We start from the raw sequence: 17936 nt of genomic DNA, 5'->3' as shown, positions 1-17936 counted from the left end.
GCCATGGGACTCGAAGAAAAGCTGCCGAGCGGATTCCTGCTGACCACCGTCGAGCAGGCCGCGGGCTGGGTGCGCAAGGCGTCCGTCTTCCCCGCCACGTTCGGCCTCGCCTGCTGTGCCATCGAGATGATGACCACCGGCGCGGGACGCTACGACCTGGCCCGGTTCGGCATGGAGGTCTTCCGCGGGTCACCCCGCCAGGCGGACCTGATGATCGTGGCCGGCCGGGTCAGCCAGAAGATGGCGCCGGTGCTGCGGCAGGTCTACGACCAGATGCCGAACCCCAAGTGGGTGATCTCCATGGGGGTGTGCGCCTCCTCCGGCGGCATGTTCAACAACTACGCCATCGTCCAGGGCGTCGACCACGTCGTCCCGGTCGACATCTATCTCCCCGGCTGCCCGCCACGGCCGGAGATGCTGCTGGACGCCATCCTCAAGCTCCACCAGAAGATCCAGGGCTCCAAGCTCGGCGTGAACGCCGAGGAGGCGGCCCGGGAGGCGGAGGAAGCGGCGCTCAAGGCACTGCCCACGATCGAGATGAAGGGGCTGCTGCGATGAGCGACGCGGACAGCGGGGCGTCGAACGGCGTCAACCCCGAGAAGGACCTCTCCGCCTCCAACCTCCCCGGCCAGCGCGGCGACGGCGGTGAGGAGATCCGCGTCCAGCGCGGCATGTTCGGCGCCGACAACGGCGGCGACACCTCCGGCTACGGCGGCCTGGTCCGCTCGGTCCGGCTGCCGGGGCCGGCCAGTCGCCCCTACGGCGGCTGGTTCGACGAGGTCGCCGACGAGCTGGAGGGCGCCCTGGAGGAACAGGGACTGCTCCCCGAGAACGCCATCGAGAAGACGGTCGTCGACCGGGGCGAAGTCACCTTCCACATCGAGCGCGAGCACCTGGTCCGCGTCGCCCGCACCCTGCGCGACGACCCGGCCCTGCGCTTCGAGCTGTGCACCGGCGTCAGCGGCGTCCACTACCTCAGCGACAAGGGCCGCGAGCTGCACGCCGTCTACCACCTGCGCTCGATCACCCACAACAGGCTGATCCGCCTCGAGGTCAGCGCGCCGGACAGCGACCCCCGCATCCCGTCGCTGGTCGCCGTCTATCCCACCAACGACTGGCACGAGCGCGAGACCTACGACTTCTTCGGGATCGTCTTCGAAGGTCACCCGGCCCTGACGCGGATCATGATGCCGGACGACTGGCAGGGCCACCCGCAGCGCAAGGACTACCCCCTCGGCGGCATCCCCGTCGAGTACAAGGGCGCCCAGATCCCGGCTCCGGACCAGCGGAGGTCGTACTCATGAGCACGCAGCACGCAACTCCGCGTGAGACCACCGAGGGCACCGTCTACACGGTCACCGGTGGCGACTGGGACGAGGTCGTCCAGTCCGCGGCCCGCGCCGACGACGAGCGCATCGTCGTCAACATGGGGCCCCAGCACCCGTCCACCCACGGCGTGCTCCGCCTGATCCTGGAGATCGAGGGCGAGACGGTCACCGAGGCCCGGTGCGGCATCGGCTATCTGCACACCGGCATCGAGAAGAACCTGGAATTCCGCACGTGGACGCAGGGCACCACCTTCGTCACGCGCATGGATTACCTGACGTCCTTCTTCAACGAGACCGGCTACTGCCTCGCCGTCGAGAAGCTCCTCGGCATCGAGGACGAGATCCCCGACCGGGCCACGATCATCCGGGTGCTCCTGATGGAGCTGAACCGGCTCTCCTCGCACCTGGTGTGCATCGCCACCGGCGGCATGGAGCTCGGCGCCACCACGATCATGATCTACGGATTCCGTGATCGTGAAATGATTCTCGACATCTACGAGCTCATCACGGGCCTGCGGATGAACCACGCGTACATCCGCCCCGGCGGACTCGCCCAGGACCTGCCGCCCGGCGCGGTGGACCAGATCCGCGAGTTCGTGAAGAAGATGAAGAAGAACCTCCCGGAGTACGACAAGCTCGCCACCGGGAACCCCATCTTCAAGGCCCGTATGCAGGACATCGGCTATCTGGACCTGGCCGGCTGCATGGCCCTCGGCGCCACCGGCCCGATCCTTCGCTCGACCGGCCTGCCGCACGACCTGCGCAAGTCCCAGCCGTACTGCGGCTACGAGACGTACGACTTCGAGGTCCCGACCGCGGACACCTGCGACGCCTACGGCCGCTTCCTGATCCGCCTGGAGGAGATGCGCCAGTCGCTCAGGATCGTCGAGCAGTGCCTGGACCGGCTGCAGCCCGGGCCGGTCATGGTCGGCGACAAGAAGATCGCCTGGCCCGCCCAGCTCGCCCTGGGCCCGGACGGACTGGGCAACTCGCTGGACCACATCAAGAAGATCATGGGCACCTCCATGGAGGCCCTGATCCACCACTTCAAGCTCGTGACCGAGGGCTTCCGCGTGCCGCCGGGACAGGTGTACACGGCGGTCGAGTCGCCCAAGGGCGAGCTGGGAGTGCACGCCGTGTCCGACGGCGGCACCCGTCCCTTCCGGGTCCACTTCCGCGACCCGTCCTTCACCAATCTGCAGGCCATGGCGGCGATGTGCGAGGGCGGCCAGGTGGCCGACGTCATCGTCGCCGTCGCGTCCATCGACCCCGTGATGGGAGGCGTCGACCGGTGACCACCTCTTCTTCGGAGCGGGGCGTCAGCCTGGGCATGCCGGAACTGCCCGCGCCCGACTACCCGGACGACGTTCGAGCCCGGCTGGAGGGGGACGCGCGCGAGGTCATCGCCCGCTACCCCGACTCCCGGTCCGCCCTGCTGCCGCTGCTGCATCTCGTGCAGGCGGAGGAGGGCCATGTCACACGCACGGGCATGCGGTTCTGCGCGGACGTACTCGGCCTGACCACGGCCGAGGTCACCGCGGTCGCGACCTTCTACACCATGTACCGGCGCAGGCCGAGCGGCGACTACCAGGTGGGTGTGTGCACCAACACCCTCTGTGCCGTGATGGGCGGTGACGCGATCTTCGAGGCGCTTCAGGAGCACCTCGGCGTCGGCAACGGCGAGACCACCGACGACGGCAAGGTCACCCTGGAGCACATCGAGTGCAACGCGGCCTGCGACTTCGCGCCGGTCGTGATGGTCAACTGGGAGTTCTTCGACAACCAGACCGTGCAGAGCGCCAAGCGCCTGGTGGACGACCTGCGCAGGGGAGCGCGGGTCGAGCCGACCCGCGGCGCGCCGCTGTGCACGTTCAAGGAGACCGCCCGGATCCTGGCGGGCTTCCCCGACGAGCGGGACGGGGCCGTCGAGGCCACGGGCGGCGCGGGACCCGCGTCGCTGGTGGGCCTCCGCCTGGCCAGGGGAGAGGCCGCACCCGCGCGCGTGGTCCATCCGCGGGAGGGCGGCCCGCACGAGGAGCCGCAGGGCGCCGTTCACGAGCCGTCACCGGCGGAGCACCTCAGCTCGCACGACGCACCGCAGAAGACATCGGCGTCCGACCCCTCCCACCCGGCAGGGCCTACCGCCGAGGAGGGGGAGTGATGACGTTGGCACCCGAGCTGAAGGACACGAGCCCCGAGAAGCTGCTCGCACCTGTGCTGTCGTCCTTCTGGGACGAGGAGGGGTCCTGGACGCTGGACGTCTACCGCAGGCACGACGGCTACGAGGGACTCCGCAAGGCGCTCGCGATGACGCCCGACGACCTCATCGCGTACGTCAAGGACTCCGGGCTGCGCGGCCGTGGTGGCGCGGGATTCCCGACGGGAATGAAATGGCAGTTCATTCCTCAGGGAGATGGAAAGCCGCACTATCTAGTTGTCAACGCCGACGAATCGGAGCCCGGGACTTGCAAGGACATCCCGCTCCTCTTCGCGAACCCGCACAGCCTCATCGAGGGCATGATCATCGCGTGTTACGCCATCAGGTCGTCGCATGCCTTCATCTATCTGCGTGGTGAAGTCGTCCCCGTGTTGCGGCGGTTGCACTCGGCCGTCGCTGAGGCGTACGCGGCGGGTTACCTCGGCGAGAACATCCTGGGCAGCGGGCTCAACCTCGACATCACGGTGCACGCCGGCGCGGGCGCGTACATCTGCGGTGAGGAAACTGCACTGCTCGACTCGCTCGAAGGCCGCCGGGGTCAACCGCGGCTCCGTCCCCCCTTTCCTGCGGTCGCGGGCCTCTATGCGTGCCCGACTGTGGTGAATAACGTCGAATCGATCGCCTCAGTTCCCGCCATCCTGAAAAACGGCAAGGAATGGTTCAGGTCGATGGGGAGCGAGAAGTCGCCCGGCTTCACGCTCTATTCGCTCAGCGGTCACGTCGCGAGTCCCGGCCAGTACGAGGCGCCGCTCGGCATCACCCTGCGCCAGCTCCTCGACATGAGCGGCGGGATGCGGCCAGGCCACCGGCTGAAGTTCTGGACGCCGGGCGGCTCCTCGACCCCGTTGCTCACCGACGAGCACCTCGACGTCCCTCTTGACTACGAAGGAGTGGGCGCCGCGGGTTCCATGCTCGGCACCAAGGCCCTGCAGTGCTTCGACGAGACGACCTGCGTCGTGCGCGCCGTGACCCGCTGGACCGAGTTCTACGCCCACGAGTCCTGCGGCAAGTGCACGCCCTGCCGTGAAGGGACGTACTGGCTGGTGCAGTTGCTGAGGGACATCGAGGCCGGCAAGGGCGCGATGAGCGACCTCGACAAGCTGGCCGACATCGCCGACAACATCAACGGCAAGTCCTTCTGCGCCCTCGGTGACGGTGCCGCCTCGCCGATCTTCTCCTCGCTCCAGTACTTCCGCGACGAGTACGAGGAGCACATCACGGGCCGTGGCTGCCCGTTCGACCCGGCCAGGTCGACGGCCTGGGCCGACCACCGTACGGAGGTGAACGCATGACTGTGACCACGAGCGCTCCCTCCGGTGGGGGAGAGGCGGCGGTCCCGCCGGAAGACCTCGTCACGCTGACGATCGACGGCGCCGAGATCAGCGTGCCCAAGGGCACCCTGGTCATCCGGGCCGCCGAGCAACTCGGCATCGAGATCCCGCGGTTCTGCGACCATCCCCTCCTCGACCCGGTCGGTGCCTGCCGCCAGTGCATCGTCGACGTCGAGGGCCAGCGCAAGCCGATGGCGTCCTGCACCATCACCTGCACCGACGGGATGGTGGTCAAGACTCAGCTGACGTCGCCGGTCGCCGAGAAGGCGCAGCACGGTGTGATGGAGCTGCTGCTCATCAACCACCCGCTGGACTGCCCGGTCTGCGACAAGGGCGGCGAGTGCCCGCTGCAGAACCAGGCGATGTCCCACGGCAACGCCGAGTCCAGGTTCGAGGGCCGCAAGCGCACCTTCGCGAAGCCGGTGCCGATCTCCACGCAGGTGCTGCTGGACCGTGAGCGCTGTGTGCTGTGCGCGCGCTGCACCCGGTTCTCCAACCAGGTCGCGGGCGACCCGATGATCGAGCTGCTGGAGCGCGGCGCGCTGCAGCAGGTGGGCACCGGCGAGGGCGACCCCTTCGAGTCGTACTTCTCCGGCAACACGATCCAGATCTGCCCGGTCGGCGCGCTCACCTCGGCGGCCTACCGGTTCCGCTCCCGCCCGTTCGACCTGGTCTCCTCGCCGAGCGTCTGCGAGCACTGCTCCGGCGGCTGCGCCACCCGCACCGACCACCGGCGCGGCAAGGTCATGCGGCGCCTCGCGGCGAACGACCCCGAGGTCAACGAGGAGTGGATGTGCGACAAGGGGCGCTTCGCGTTCCGGTACGCACAGGTGAAGGACCGCCTGGAGACACCGCTGCTGCGGAACGCCGAGGGTGAGCTGGAGCCCGCCTCCTGGCCGGAGGCGTTGCAGATCGCCGCCCAGGGGCTGCTCGCCTCGCGTGGCCGCACCGGCGTGCTGACCGGCGGCCGGCTCACCGTCGAGGACGCGTACGCGTACAGCAAGTTCGCGCGCGTGGCGCTGGACACCAACGACATCGACTTCCGCGCGCGCGTGCACAGCGGCGAGGAGTCCGACTTCCTCGCCGCGCGGGTCGCCGGACGCGGCCGCGACCTCGACGGTACGGGCGTCACGTACACGCTTCTGGAGAAGGCGCCCGCCGTGCTGCTGGCCGGGTTCGAGTCGGAGGAGGAGGCGCCCGGCGTCTTCCTGCGGCTGCGCAAGGCATGGCGCAAGCACGGGCAGAAGGTGTTCTCGCTGGCCACGCACAGCACGCGCGGTCTGGAGAAGGCAGGCGGCACGCTGCTGCCCGCCGCTCCCGGCACCGAGACCGAATGGCTGGACGCGCTCGCGAGCGGCGTCGGCCTGGAGGACGACGGCGCGGTGGCCGCGGAGGCGCTGCGCTCCGAGGGCGCGGTGATCGTCGTGGGCGAGCGGCTGGCCGGTGTGGCCGGTGGCCTCACCGCCGCCGTACGGGCCGCGTCCGCCACCGGTGCGCGGCTGGTGTGGATCCCGCGGCGGGCCGGGGAGCGCGGTGCGATCGAGGCGGGTGCGCTGCCGTCGCTGCTGCCGGGCGGGCGCCCGGCGACCGACCCGCGCGCGCGGGACGAGGTCGCGACCGCCTGGGGCGTCGCCGAACTCCCGCTCCGCTACGGCCGGGACACCGGCCAGATCGTCGAGGCCGCCGCGAGCGGTGAGCTCCAGGCGCTGCTGGTGGCCGGTGTCGAGGTCGCGGACCTCCCGGACCCGGCACGCGCGCGTGAGGCGCTCGGCGAGGTCGGCTTCCTGGTCTCGCTCGAACTGCGGCCCAGTGAGGTCACGGAGCTCGCCGACGTGGTCCTGCCGGTCGCCGCGGTGGCCGAGAAGGCAGGCGCGTTCCTCAACTGGGAGGGCCGGGTCCGCTTCTTCGACGCCGCGCTCAAGCCCGACCAGATGAGCCGCCGCCTGGCGCCCACCGACGCGCGCGTACTGCAGATGCTGGCCGACGCCATGGACGTACACCTCGGGCTGCCGGATCTGCGGACCGTGCGTGCGGAGCTGGACCGGCTCGGTGCCTGGGACGGGCCGCGGGCCACCGAGCCGCTGGAAACCGCGGGCGTACTGCCGCGGCCGGCCGCCGGGGAGGCCGTACTGGCCGGCCACCGGCTGCTGCTCGACCAGGGCCGGCTCCAGGAGGGCGACGAGGCACTGGCCGGGACACGGCATGCCGCACGCGCGCGCTTGTCGCCCGCCACGGCCGCCGAGGCGGGGGTCGAGGAGGGCGACGTGCTCGCCGTGACCGGCCCCGTCGGCACGGTCCAGCTGCCGCTGCAGATCACCGAGATGCCCGACCGAGTGGTCTGGCTGCCGCTGAACTCCGCGGGCGGGGGCGTCGCCTCCGACAGCGGGGCGCTGCCCGGCTCCCTCGTCCGCATCGGCCCGGCGACGCCCGCCGGTGAGGCCCCCAAGGAGGTGGAGGCATGAGCCCGTACTTCGTCGCCGCTGAAGACCTCTCCATGTTCGGCCGCGACCCGTGGTGGCTGGTCGCCGTCAAGGCCGTGTTCTGCTTCGCCTTCCTGATGGTGACCGTGCTGTTCTCCATCGTGTGGGAGCGCAAGGTCGTCGCCTGGATGCAGCTGCGCATCGGCCCCAACCGGCACGGCCCCTGGGGCATGCTCCAGTCGCTCGCTGACGGCATCAAGCTGATGCTCAAGGAAGATCTCGTCGTCAAGCGCGCCGACAAGGCGGTGTACATCCTCGCGCCGATCGTCGCTGCCATCCCGGCGTTCATGGCGATCGCGGTGATCCCGTTCGGCCCGGCGGGCAACGAGATCTCGATCTTCGGTCAGCGCACGACGATGCAGCTGACCGACCTGCCGATCGCGATGCTGTACATCCTCGCGGTCGCCTCGGTCGGCATCTACGGCATCGTGCTCGCGGGCTGGAGTTCCGGCTCCACCTACCCCCTGCTCGGCGGTCTGCGCTCCTGCGCGCAGATGATCTCGTACGAGATCGCCATGGGCGCCGCCTTCGCGTCGGTGTTCCTCTACTCGGGCTCGATGTCGACGTCGGCGATCGTCGAGGCGCAGGCGGACCGCTGGTTCGTGATCCTGCTGCCGGTGTCCTTCGTGATCTACATCGTGACGATGATCGGCGAGACCAACCGCGCCCCCTTCGACATGCCGGAGTCGGAGGGCGACCTGGTCGGCGGGTTCAACACCGAGTACTCGTCGATCAAGTTCGCGATGTTCATGCTCGCCGAGTACATCAACATGGTGACCGTCTCGGCCGTGTCCGCGACGCTCTTCCTGGGCGGCTGGCGGGCACCCTGGCCGATCAGCACCTTCTGGGAGGGCGCCAACCACGGCTGGTGGCCGATGCTCTGGTTCGTCGTCAAGGTGCAGCTGCTGCTGTTCTTCTTCATCTGGCTGCGCGGCACGCTCCCGCGCGTCCGCTACGACCAGCTGATGAAGCTCGGCTGGAAGGTTCTCATCCCGGTCTCCGTGGTCTGGCTGATGCTGGTCGCGACCGTGCGGACGCTGCGGAACGAGAACTACGCCTTCGCCGACATCGCCCTCTACGTGGGTGGCGGTGTCCTCGCCCTCCTGCTGCTCTCGTTCGTCGTGGACTTCTTCCGCGACCGCTCCAAGTCGGCGGAGCCGCCCGCCGAGCAGCCCGCGTTCGACCCGATGGCCGGAGGATTCCCGGTGCCGCCGCTGCCCGGACAGGAGCTGCCACCGGTGCCGAGGCGCCGCTCGCGCCGTGAGCGGGAGCTGATTGTCAGTGGTGGTCCCGATACTCAGAGTGATGGATCTCTGGGCGGATCTACGGATGGAAAGGAGGCGTCCGATGGCTGAGGAACCCAAGGAGACCAAGCCCGGTTTCCAGAACCCCGTGGCCGGCTTCGGCGTGACCTTCAAGGCCATGTTCAAGAAGCGGCTGACCGAGCAGTACCCGGAGCAGCAGAAGACCACAGCCCCGCGGTTCCACGGACGGCACCAGCTCAACCGCCATCCGGACGGCCTGGAGAAGTGCGTCGGCTGCGAGCTGTGCGCCTGGGCCTGCCCCGCCGACGCCATCTACGTGGAGGGCGCGGACAACACCGAAGAGGAGCGCTACTCGCCGGGCGAGCGGTACGGCCGGGTGTACCAGATCAACTACGCCCGCTGCATCCTGTGCGGCCTGTGCATCGAGGCGTGCCCCACGCGCGCGTTGACGATGACGAACGACTTCGAGCTCGCCGACTCCAGCCGCGCCAACCTCATCTACACCAAGGAGCAGCTGCTGGCCGGCCTCGAAGAGGGCATGGTCGACTCGCCGCACGCCATCTACCCCGGGATGGACGAACAGGACTACTACCGGGGTCTGGTGACGGAGGCCGCGCCCGGCACGGTGCCTCAGGTCGCCCTCTCCAAGGGCGAGACGCCCCAGGAGGCGGCCTCGACCTTCGGCGACGGCGAACCCGCCTCGGAGAAGGTGGTCGGACGATGACCGCACAGCTCGCCGCGTACACCACCTCCACCGGAGAGGCCGTCCAGTTCTGGATCCTCGGCACGGTCGCGGTGATCGGCGCCCTGTGCACCGTCTTCATGAAGAAGGCCGTGCACAGCGCGCTCTGCCTGGCCGGCACCATGATCATCCTGGCGGTGTTCTACCTGGCCAACGGTGCCTACTTCCTGGGCATCGTGCAGATCGTCGTCTACACCGGCGCGATCATGATGCTGTTCCTCTTCGTGGTGATGCTGGTCGGTGTCACCGCGGCGGACTCCCTGAAGGAGACCATCAGGGGCCAGCGCTGGCTGGCCCTGATCTGTGGTCTCGGCTTCGGCGTCCTGCTCGTCGGGGGCATCGGCAGCGCGTCCCTGACGGAGTTCGACGGCCTCGGCCAGGCGAACGCCGGGGGCAACGTGGAGGGCCTCGCCGCCCTCATCTTCACCAAGTACGTCTTCGCGTTCGAGCTCACCGGCGCCCTGCTGATCACGGCCGCCGTCGGCGCCATGGTGCTCACCCACCGCGAGCGCACCGAGCGCGCCAAGACCCAGCGGGAGCTGGCCGAGGAGCGCGTCCGCGAGGGCAAGCACCTGCCGCCGCTGCCGGCGCCCGGTGTGTACGCGCGGCACAACGCCGTGGACATCGCGGGCCTGCTGCCCGACGGCACCCCGTCCGACCTCACCGTCAGCAAGACGCTGCGCGAGCGCGGACAGATCCGGGACGTGTCCACCGAGGCGCTCAACGACCTGCGGGCTCTCGAGCAGCGCGCGGAGGAGCGGCTGGAGCGGGCCGAGATCGATCCGCCGACGTTCAAGCGGACCGAGGAGGCGTCGAAGTGAACCCCGTCTACTACCTCTACCTCGCCGCCCTGTTGTTCACGATCGGCGCGACCGGCGTGCTGATCCGGCGGAACGCGATCGTGCTGTTCATGTGCATCGAGCTGATGCTCAACGCCTGCAACCTCGCGTTCGTCGCCTTCTCCCGGATGCACGGCAATCTCGACGGCCAGATCATCGCGTTCTTCACGATGGTCGTCGCCGCGGCGGAGGTCGTGGTCGGTCTCGCGATCATCGTGTCGCTGTTCCGCTCCCGCCACTCGGCCTCGGTCGACGACGCCAGCCTGATGAAGCTCTAAGGGGTCGCTGAAGTGGAGAACCTGATTGCGCTGCTGATTGCGGCGCCCCTGCTCGGAGCGGCCGTCCTGTTGTGCGGCGGCCGGCGGCTCGACGCCGTCGGCCACTGGATCGGCACGGTCCTCGCGTTCGTCTCCTTCGCCCTCGGCGCGGTCCTCTTCGCCGACCTGCTGGGCAAGGGCGCGGAAGAACGGACGCTGACACAGCACCTGTTCAGCTGGATCCCCGTCGAAGGCTTCCAGGCCGACGTCGCCTTCCAGCTCGACCAGCTGTCGATGACGTTCGTCCTGCTGATCACGGGCGTCGGCTCGCTGATCCACCTGTACTCGATCGGGTACATGGAGCACGACGAGCGGCGCCGTCGCTTCTTCGGCTACCTGAACCTGTTCCTCGCGGCGATGCTGCTGCTCGTCCTCGCCGACAACTACCTCCTGCTGTACGTCGGCTGGGAAGGCGTCGGTCTCGCCTCCTACCTGCTGATCGGTTTCTGGCAGCACAAGCCCAGCGCCGCCACCGCCGCGAAGAAGGCCTTCCTGGTCAACCGCGTCGGCGACATGGGCCTGTCGATCGCGATCATGCTGATGTTCACGACCTTCGGCACGTTCGCGTTCGGGCCGGTGCTCGGCGGCCACGAGGAGCCTGGCCTCGTGGGCGACACCTCCGAGGGCATGCTCACCGCGATCGGCCTGATGCTGCTGCTCGCCGCCTGCGGCAAGTCCGCCCAGGTGCCGCTGCAGTCCTGGCTCGGGGACGCGATGGAGGGCCCGACCCCGGTCTCGGCCCTGATCCACGCCGCGACGATGGTGACGGCGGGCGTGTACCTGATCGTCCGCTCCGGCGCCCTGTTCAACGCCGCGCCCGACGCCCAGCTGGTCGTCACGATCGTCGGAGCGGTCACGCTCCTGTTCGGTGCGATCGTGGGTTGCGCCAAGGACGACATCAAGAAGGCGCTGGCCGGCTCGACCATGTCGCAGATCGGCTACATGGTCCTCGCCGCCGGCCTCGGCCCCATCGGCTACGCCTTCGCGATCATGCACCTGGTGACGCACGGCTTCTTCAAGGCCGGGCTGTTCCTCGGCGCCGGTTCGGTGATGCACGGCATGAACGACGAGGTCGACATGCGCAAGTACGGCGGCCTGCGCAAGTACATGCCGATCACTTTCGTCACCTTCGGCCTCGGCTACCTCGCGATCATCGGCTTCCCGGGCCTGTCCGGTTTCTTCTCCAAGGACAAGATCATCGAGGCGGCGTTCGCCAAGGGCGGCACCGAGGGCTGGATCCTCGGCGCCTGCGCCCTGCTCGGCGCCGCCATCACGGCGTACTACATGACACGCGTGATGCTGATGACGTTCTTCGGCGAGGAGCGCTGGCGGCACACCGCTACGGCGTCCCCGGCCGAGCCGGACGTGGAGCCCGCCGCCGAGACACGCGGTGCCCACGACGAGCCCCACCCGCACGAGTCGCCCAGGAGCATGACGATCCCGATGATCGTGCTCGCCTTCGGGTCGGTGTTCGCGGGTGGGTTCTTCAGCATCGGGGAGCGCTTCGTGCACTGGCTGGAGCCGGTCACCGGCTACGAGCACGGGGAGCCGCCGGTCAGCGCGCTGACGGTCACGCTGTCCACGGTGGCCGTGATGGTGATCGGTGTCGCGGTCGCGTACGCGCAGTACGGCCGGCGCCCGGTCCCGGTCGTCACCCCGCGCGGGTCGCTGCTCACCCGGGCCGCCCGCCGTGACCTGCTCCAGGACGACTTCAACCACGTCGTCCTGGTCCGTGGCGGCGAGCACCTGACGCGGTCCCTGGTGTACGTCGACCACACCCTGGTCGACGGAGTCGTCAACGGCACGGCGGCCTCGGTCGGCGGCCTGTCCGGTCGGCTGCGCAGGCTGCAGAGCGGCTTCGCGCGGTCGTACGCGGTCTCGATGTTCGGCGGCGCGGCGGTTCTCGTCGCCGCGACCCTGCTGATGAGGGCGGTCTGATACCGATGTCCTTTCCCCTGCTGACAGCGACAGCGGCGCTCCCGGCGCTGGGGGCGATCGCCACGGCCGCCGTCCCGGCCGCGCGGCGCACCGCCGCCAAGTGGCTGGCGCTGCTCGTCTCGCTCGCCACGCTCGTCCTCGCCATCACGGTGCTGGTCCGCTTCGACCCGGACGGCGACCGCTACCAGCTCACCGAGTCGCACGCCTGGATCGCCGAGTTCGGCGTCCGCTACGAGCTGGGTGTGGACGGCATCGCTGTGGCGCTCATCGCGCTCACGGCACTGCTGATCCCGTTCATCATCCTCGCGGGCTGGCACGACGCCGACCCGCTGGAGACCGGCAGCAAGCGCTGGCGGCCCACGCAGGGCTTCTTCGCGCTGATCCTGGCCGTCGAGGCGATGGTGATCCTCTCCTTCGAGGCCACCGACGTCTTCCTCTTCTACATCTTCTTCGAGGCCATGCTCATCCCGATGTACTTCCTCATCGGAGGCTTCGGGGACCGTGCCCACGAGCACGGCGAGCAGGTGGCCTCGACGCAGCGGTCGTACGCCGCGGTGAAGTTCCTGCTCTACAACCTGGTCGGCGGTCTGATCATGCTGGCCGCGGTGATCGGCCTCTACGTGGTCGCCGGGAACTTCTCTCTCACCGAGATCGCCGAGGCCCGGGCCAACGGCTCGCTGGAGATGTCGGCCAGCACCGAACGCTGGCTGTTCCTCGGCTTCTTCTTCGCCTTCGCGGTGAAGGCGCCGCTGTGGCCGCTGCACACCTGGCTGCCCAACGCCATGCAGGAGTCCACCGCCCCGGTCGCCGTGCTCATCACGGCGGTCGTGGACAAGGTGGGCACCTTCGCGATGCTCCGCTTCTGCCTCCAGCTGTTCCCGGAGGCCTCGAAGTGGGCGACGCCGGCCATCCTCGTACTGGCGCTGATCAGCATCGTGTACGGCGCGCTGCTGGCGGTCGGCCAGCGGGACATGAAGCGCCTGATCGCGTACGCGTCGATCTCGCACTTCGGCTTCATCATCATGGGCATCTTCGCGATGACCAGCCAGGGCCAGTCGGGCGCGACGCTGTACATGGTCAACCACGGCATCTCGACGGCAGCGCTGATGCTGGTGGCGGGCTTCCTGATCTCGCGGCGTGGCTCGCGGCTCATCGCGGACTACGGCGGGGTCCAGAAGGTCGCCCCGGTGCTCGCCGGCACCTTCCTGATCGGCGGCCTGGCGACCCTGTCGCTGCCCGGGCTCGCACCCTTCGTCAGTGAATTCCTGGTCCTGGTGGGCACGTTCGCGCGCTATCCGGTGATCGGCATCATCGCCACCTTCGGCATCGTGCTCGCCGCGCTCTACACCCTCGTCCTGTACCAGCGGACGATGACGGGCCCGGTGAAGCCGGAGGTCTCCGCGATGCCGGACCTCAGGGTGCGTGAGCTCGTGGTGGTCGCCCCGCTGGTCGCGCTGCTGATCTTCCTGGGCGTCTACCCGAAGCCCCTCACGGACATCGTCAACCCGGCGGTGAAGCAGACCATGTCCGACGTACACAAGCAGGACCCCCGGCCCGAGGTGGAGGCGGCCAAGTGAGCGCAACAGCCGTCCACAGCCTGTGGACAACCGCGGCGGATCCGATCGCCAAGATCGACGCGCCGAAGATCGAGTACGCCCAGCTGTCGCCCATGCTGATCGTGATCGGCGCGGCGATCATCGGGGTGCTGGTCGAGGCGTTCGTACCGCGAAAGTCCCGCTACTACGTACAGATGTTCGTGTCCGCCGTGGGTCTGGCCGCCGGTTTCGCGGCGGTCGTCGCCCTCGCGGCGGACGGGTACGGCACCACGAAGGCGCAGATCGCGGCGATGGGCGCGGTCGCGGTCGACGGGCCGGCGCTGTTCCTGCAGGGCACGATCCTGCTGTCCGCGCTGGTCGCCCTGTTCACCTTCGCCGAGCGGCGGCTCGACCCCGCCACACATGGCAACCGCGTCGACTCCTTCGCCGCGCAGGCGGCGTCCGTGCCCGGCAGCGACAGCGAGAAGGCCGCGATCAAGGCGGGCTTCGCCACCACCGAGGTCTTCCCGCTGCTGCTCTTCGCGGTCTCCGGGATGCTGCTCTTCCCCGCGGCCAACGACCTGCTGACGCTGTTCGTGGCGCTGGAGGTCTTCTCGCTGCCGCTGTACCTGATGTGCGCGCTGGCCCGCCGCAAGCGGCTGATGTCGCAGGAGGCCGCGGTCAAGTACTTCCTGCTCGGCGCGTTCGCCTCCGCGTTCACGCTGTTCGGGATCGCGATGCTGTACGGCTACTCCGGCTCGATGTCGTACGGCACGATCGCGCAGGTCGTCGACGGCACCATCACCGACATCACCCCCGCCCTCGCGAGCACCATGGGCAACGACGTGCTGCTGCTGCTCGGCACCGCGCTGATCGTGATGGGGCTGCTGTTCAAGGTGGGCGCGGTCCCGTTCCACATGTGGACGCCGGACGTGTACCAGGGAGCGCCGACGCCGGTGACCGGCTTCATGGCGGCGGCGACGAAGGTGGCCGCGTTCGGCGCGCTGCTGCGGATCCTGTACGTCGTGCTGCCCGGCCTGCGCTGGGACTGGCGGCCGGTGATGTGGGGTGTCGCGATCGTCACCATGCTGGGCGGCGCGATCGTCGCGATCACGCAGACCGACATCAAGCGGCTGCTGGCGTACTCGTCGATCGCACACGCGGGATTCATCCTCGCGGGTGTCATCGCCACGACGCCGGACGGTGTGTCCTCCGTGCTCTTCTATCTGCTCGCGTACTCGTTCGTGACGATCGGGGCGTTCGCGGTGGTGACGCTGGTGCGGGACGCGGGCGGCGAGGCGACGCACCTGTCCAAGTGGGCGGGGCTCGGACGCAGGTCGCCACTGGTGGCTGCGGTGTTCGCGATCTTCCTGCTGGCCTTCGCAGGCATCCCGCTGACCTCCGGGTTCGCCGGGAAGTTCGCCGTGTTCAAGGCGGCGGCGGAAGGCGGGGCCGCCCCGCTGGTGGTGATCGGCGTGATCTCGTCGGCGATCGCCGCGTTCTTCTACATCCGGGTGATCGTCCTCATGTTCTTCAGCGACCCGAAGCCGGAGGGCCCGACGGTCGCGGTGCCGTCGCCGCTGACGGTGACGGCGATCGGGGTGGGCGTGGCGGTCACGCTGGTACTGGGTGTGGCGCCGCAGTACTTCCTGGAGCTGGCGGGGAGTGCGGGGGTGTTCGTGCGCTGACGCCTCCCGTCCACGGCGGCCCTCCTCGTTGATCGGGGAGGGCCGTTCTGCTGCCTGGCGCGCCTGAAGCCGATCACAGTGGTCGCATGTTCGATCGGTTACGGAGTGAGCCGGAGGAAGCCTGTGGATAACTCCGGGGCTGTCGGTGCGGGCGCCTATCGTGGACGCAGTGGTCGAGATTCGACGTACGGGGGCGCGGCGATGGGTGGGACGGGCGGGGTAGGTGCCATGACGGCGGTAGCTGAGAGTGAGGCGTTGGCTGCGCTCCACAAGGTGTTCGGGTACGAGGCCTTTCGTGGGGAGCAGGAAGCGGTCATCGAGCATGTGGTGGCCGGTGGCGACGCCGTCGTACTCATGCCGACCGGTGGCGGCAAGTCGCTCTGCTACCAGATTCCGGCCCTGGTCAGACCGGGCACGGGCATCGTCGTGTCGCCGCTGATCGCGCTGATGCAGGACCAGGTCGACGCGCTGCGGGCGCTGGGTGTGCGGGCCGGCTTCGTCAACTCCACGCAGGACTTCGACGAGCGGCGGGTGGTGGAGGCCGAGTTCCTCGCCGGTGAGCTGGATCTGCTGTATCTGGCGCCGGAGCGGCTGCGCCTCGGCGCCACCCTGGATCTGCTGTCGCGCGGGAAGATCTCCGTCTTCGCGATCGACGAGGCGCACTGCGTGTCCCAGTGGGGGCACGACTTCCGGCCGGACTATCTGACGCTGTCGCTGCTCGGCGAGCGCTGGCCCGACGTGCCGCGGATCGCGCTGACGGCGACGGCCACGCGGGCCACCCACCAGGAGATCACCCAGCGGCTGAACATGCCGGCGGCCCGTCACTTCGAGGCGAGCTTCGACCGGCCCAACATCCAGTACCGGATCGTGCCGAAGGCGGACCCCAAGAAGCAGCTGCTGAGCTTCCTGCGTGAGGAGCACGCGGGCGACGCGGGCATCGTGTACTGCCTGTCGCGGAAGTCGGTGGAGTCGACGGCCGAGTTCCTCACCAGGAACGGCGTCGAGGCCGTGCCGTACCACGCCGGGCTGGACGCGGGTACGCGCGCCGCGCATCAGTCCCGGTTCCTGCGGGAGGACGGGCTGGTCGTCGTGGCGACGATCGCCTTCGGGATGGGTATCGACAAGCCGGACGTGCGGTTCGTGGCCCACCTGGACCTGCCGAAGTCGGTGGAGGGGTACTACCAGGAGACCGGCCGTGCCGGGCGCGACGGACTGCCGTCCACGGCCTGGATGGCCTACGGCCTCAACGACGTCATCCAGCAGCGCAAGCTGATCCAGTCCGGCGAGGGCGACGAGGCGTTCCGGCGGCGGGCGGCCGCGCACCTGGACGCGATGCTGGCGCTGTGCGAGACGGCACAGTGCCGCCGGGGCCAGTTGCTCGCCTACTTCGGCCAGGACCCGGACGCGGCCGGTTGCGGCAACTGCGACACCTGTCTCACGCCGCCCGAGACCTGGGACGGCACCGTCGCGGCGCAGAAGGTGCTGTCGACGGTGGTGCGGTTGCAGCGGGAGCGGGGGCAGAAGTTCGGCGCGGTGCAGATCGTCGACATCCTGCTGGGCAAGCGCACCGGCAAGGTGATCCAGTTCGACCATGACCAGCTCTCGGTGTTCGGCATCGGCGAGGAGCTGAGCGAGGGCGAATGGCGTGGCGTGGTCAGACAGTTGCTCGCCCAGGGGCTGCTCGCGGTCGAGGGGGACTACGGCACGCTCGTGCTGACCGACGCCAGCGGCGGGGTGCTGCGGCGGGAGCGGGAGGTGCCGCTGCGCAAGGAGCCGAAGAAGCCGGAGAGTTCGCGGGCGGGATCCTCGTCGTCCGCGCGCGGCGAGCGCAAGGCGAAGTCCGCCGCGGCGGAGCTGCCCGAGGAGCTGCTGCCGGCCTTCGAGGCGCTGCGCGCCTGGCGCGCCGAGCAGGCCCGTGAGCAGGGCGTCCCGGCCTACGTCATCTTCCACGACGCCACCCTGCGCGAGATCGCCACCGTGTGGCCCAGGTCGGTGGACGAGCTCGGCGGCATCAGCGGAGTCGGAGAGAAAAAGCTGGTGACGTACGGGGAGGGCGTGCTGGCGGTGCTGGCGTCCTTGGACGGATCGTCCGGACGGGCGTCGGCGCCCGCGGGGAATCAGGGCGCGGACGACTGGCCCGAGCCGGATGCGGAGCCGGAGCCCGAGCCGGACGACTGGATATAGCCGACTGGATGGGGGGCGGGCTGCGGTCTCCTGGGCGCGCGGGCCCTCCCTGCCCCGCCCCCACGTCACCC

Annotated in this window: 14 protein-coding genes; all 14 read left to right on the top strand. The window is 69.3% G+C overall.

Translation table 11 applies throughout. From position 1 onward, the window contains the following. Positions 1 to 3 precede the first annotated feature (3 nt). The 14 genes from ACFV6X_RS15015 (at position 4) to recQ (ending at position 17865) form a co-directional block, all read left to right on the top strand. Positions 4 to 558, top strand: a complete 555-nt coding sequence (locus ACFV6X_RS15015) for an NADH-quinone oxidoreductase subunit B family protein (RefSeq protein ID WP_007490930.1) — start codon at positions 4 to 6, stop codon at positions 556 to 558. Next, positions 555 to 1304, top strand: coding sequence for an NADH-quinone oxidoreductase subunit C (locus ACFV6X_RS15010; RefSeq protein ID WP_385382814.1), 750 nt, complete (start codon positions 555 to 557; stop codon positions 1302 to 1304). Before ACFV6X_RS15015 ends, ACFV6X_RS15010 begins: the two co-directional genes overlap by 4 nt. Further along, complete coding sequence (locus ACFV6X_RS15005) at positions 1301 to 2623, top strand: NADH-quinone oxidoreductase subunit D (RefSeq protein WP_385382811.1); 1323 nt, start codon at positions 1301 to 1303, stop codon at positions 2621 to 2623. The genes ACFV6X_RS15010 and ACFV6X_RS15005 overlap by 4 nt, the downstream gene beginning before the upstream one ends. Further along, on the top strand, positions 2620 to 3489 hold the full coding sequence (gene nuoE, locus ACFV6X_RS15000; RefSeq protein ID WP_385382808.1) for an NADH-quinone oxidoreductase subunit NuoE: 870 nt from the start codon (positions 2620 to 2622) through the stop codon (positions 3487 to 3489). The genes ACFV6X_RS15005 and nuoE overlap by 4 nt, the downstream gene beginning before the upstream one ends. Continuing rightward, positions 3489 to 4838 (top strand): NADH-quinone oxidoreductase subunit NuoF, encoded by a 1350-nt coding sequence (nuoF, locus tag ACFV6X_RS14995; protein ID WP_385382807.1) that lies wholly within the window; start codon positions 3489 to 3491, stop codon positions 4836 to 4838. The genes nuoE and nuoF overlap by 1 nt, the downstream gene beginning before the upstream one ends. Continuing rightward, positions 4835 to 7339 (top strand): NADH-quinone oxidoreductase subunit G, encoded by a 2505-nt coding sequence (locus ACFV6X_RS14990; RefSeq protein ID WP_385382804.1) that lies wholly within the window; start codon positions 4835 to 4837, stop codon positions 7337 to 7339. Before nuoF ends, ACFV6X_RS14990 begins: the two co-directional genes overlap by 4 nt. Then, positions 7336 to 8712, top strand: a complete 1377-nt coding sequence (gene nuoH / locus ACFV6X_RS14985; protein WP_385382801.1) for an NADH-quinone oxidoreductase subunit NuoH — start codon at positions 7336 to 7338, stop codon at positions 8710 to 8712. Before ACFV6X_RS14990 ends, nuoH begins: the two co-directional genes overlap by 4 nt. Beyond that, positions 8705 to 9346, top strand: a complete 642-nt coding sequence (nuoI, locus tag ACFV6X_RS14980) for an NADH-quinone oxidoreductase subunit NuoI (protein WP_385382798.1) — start codon at positions 8705 to 8707, stop codon at positions 9344 to 9346. The genes nuoH and nuoI overlap by 8 nt, the downstream gene beginning before the upstream one ends. After that, entirely contained in the window at positions 9343 to 10185 is an 843-nt protein-coding gene (locus ACFV6X_RS14975) for an NADH-quinone oxidoreductase subunit J (protein ID WP_385382795.1), read from the top strand. The genes nuoI and ACFV6X_RS14975 overlap by 4 nt, the downstream gene beginning before the upstream one ends. Further along, positions 10182 to 10481 carry an NADH-quinone oxidoreductase subunit NuoK gene (nuoK, locus tag ACFV6X_RS14970; RefSeq protein ID WP_141309549.1) on the top strand — a complete coding sequence of 100 codons (300 nt, stop codon included), beginning with the start codon at positions 10182 to 10184 and terminating at the stop codon, positions 10479 to 10481. The genes ACFV6X_RS14975 and nuoK overlap by 4 nt, the downstream gene beginning before the upstream one ends. Before the next feature lie 12 nt (positions 10482 to 10493). Further along, positions 10494 to 12458 carry an NADH-quinone oxidoreductase subunit L gene (gene nuoL, locus ACFV6X_RS14965; RefSeq protein WP_385382792.1) on the top strand — a complete coding sequence of 655 codons (1965 nt, stop codon included), beginning with the start codon at positions 10494 to 10496 and terminating at the stop codon, positions 12456 to 12458. Positions 12459 to 12463: 5 nt separating this feature from the next. Next, a complete protein-coding gene (locus tag ACFV6X_RS14960; RefSeq protein ID WP_385382789.1) occupies positions 12464 to 14035 on the top strand; it encodes an NADH-quinone oxidoreductase subunit M in 1572 nt (523 codons plus the stop codon). Further along, positions 14032 to 15681: an NADH-quinone oxidoreductase subunit NuoN gene (gene nuoN, locus ACFV6X_RS14955; protein WP_385382786.1), complete on the top strand. Its 1650-nt coding sequence runs from the start codon at positions 14032 to 14034 to the stop codon at positions 15679 to 15681. The genes ACFV6X_RS14960 and nuoN overlap by 4 nt, the downstream gene beginning before the upstream one ends. Before the next feature lie 201 nt (positions 15682 to 15882). Continuing rightward, on the top strand, positions 15883 to 17865 hold the full coding sequence (gene recQ, locus ACFV6X_RS14950) for a DNA helicase RecQ (RefSeq protein ID WP_385382783.1): 1983 nt from the start codon (positions 15883 to 15885) through the stop codon (positions 17863 to 17865). Positions 17866 to 17936: the final 71 nt, after the last annotated feature.

This window comes from Streptomyces sp. NPDC059861 (assembly GCF_042731435.1).
Lineage (GTDB): Bacteria > Actinomycetota > Actinomycetes > Streptomycetales > Streptomycetaceae > Streptomyces.
Note: the sequence above shows the minus strand (reverse complement) of the source record. Positions and strands in the feature narration are given on the sequence as shown.

Excerpts from the sequence above, each read along its gene's own strand:
- nuoH (WP_385382801.1), top strand. The coding sequence starts at position 7,336 with ATGAGCCCGTACTTCGTCGCCGCTGAAGACCTCTCCATGTTCGGCCGC.
- ACFV6X_RS14960 (WP_385382789.1), top strand. The coding sequence starts at position 12,464 with ATGTCCTTTCCCCTGCTGACAGCGACAGCGGCGCTCCCGGCGCTGGGG.
- nuoF (WP_385382807.1), top strand. The coding sequence starts at position 3,489 with ATGACGTTGGCACCCGAGCTGAAGGACACGAGCCCCGAGAAGCTGCTC.
- ACFV6X_RS15005 (WP_385382811.1), top strand. The coding sequence starts at position 1,301 with ATGAGCACGCAGCACGCAACTCCGCGTGAGACCACCGAGGGCACCGTC.
- ACFV6X_RS14975 (WP_385382795.1), top strand. The coding sequence starts at position 9,343 with ATGACCGCACAGCTCGCCGCGTACACCACCTCCACCGGAGAGGCCGTC.
- recQ (WP_385382783.1), top strand. The coding sequence starts at position 15,883 with ATGGGTGGGACGGGCGGGGTAGGTGCCATGACGGCGGTAGCTGAGAGT.
- ACFV6X_RS15015 (WP_007490930.1), top strand. The coding sequence starts at position 4 with ATGGGACTCGAAGAAAAGCTGCCGAGCGGATTCCTGCTGACCACCGTC.
- ACFV6X_RS14990 (WP_385382804.1), top strand. The coding sequence starts at position 4,835 with ATGACTGTGACCACGAGCGCTCCCTCCGGTGGGGGAGAGGCGGCGGTC.
- nuoI (WP_385382798.1), top strand. The coding sequence starts at position 8,705 with ATGGCTGAGGAACCCAAGGAGACCAAGCCCGGTTTCCAGAACCCCGTG.
- ACFV6X_RS15010 (WP_385382814.1), top strand. The coding sequence starts at position 555 with ATGAGCGACGCGGACAGCGGGGCGTCGAACGGCGTCAACCCCGAGAAG.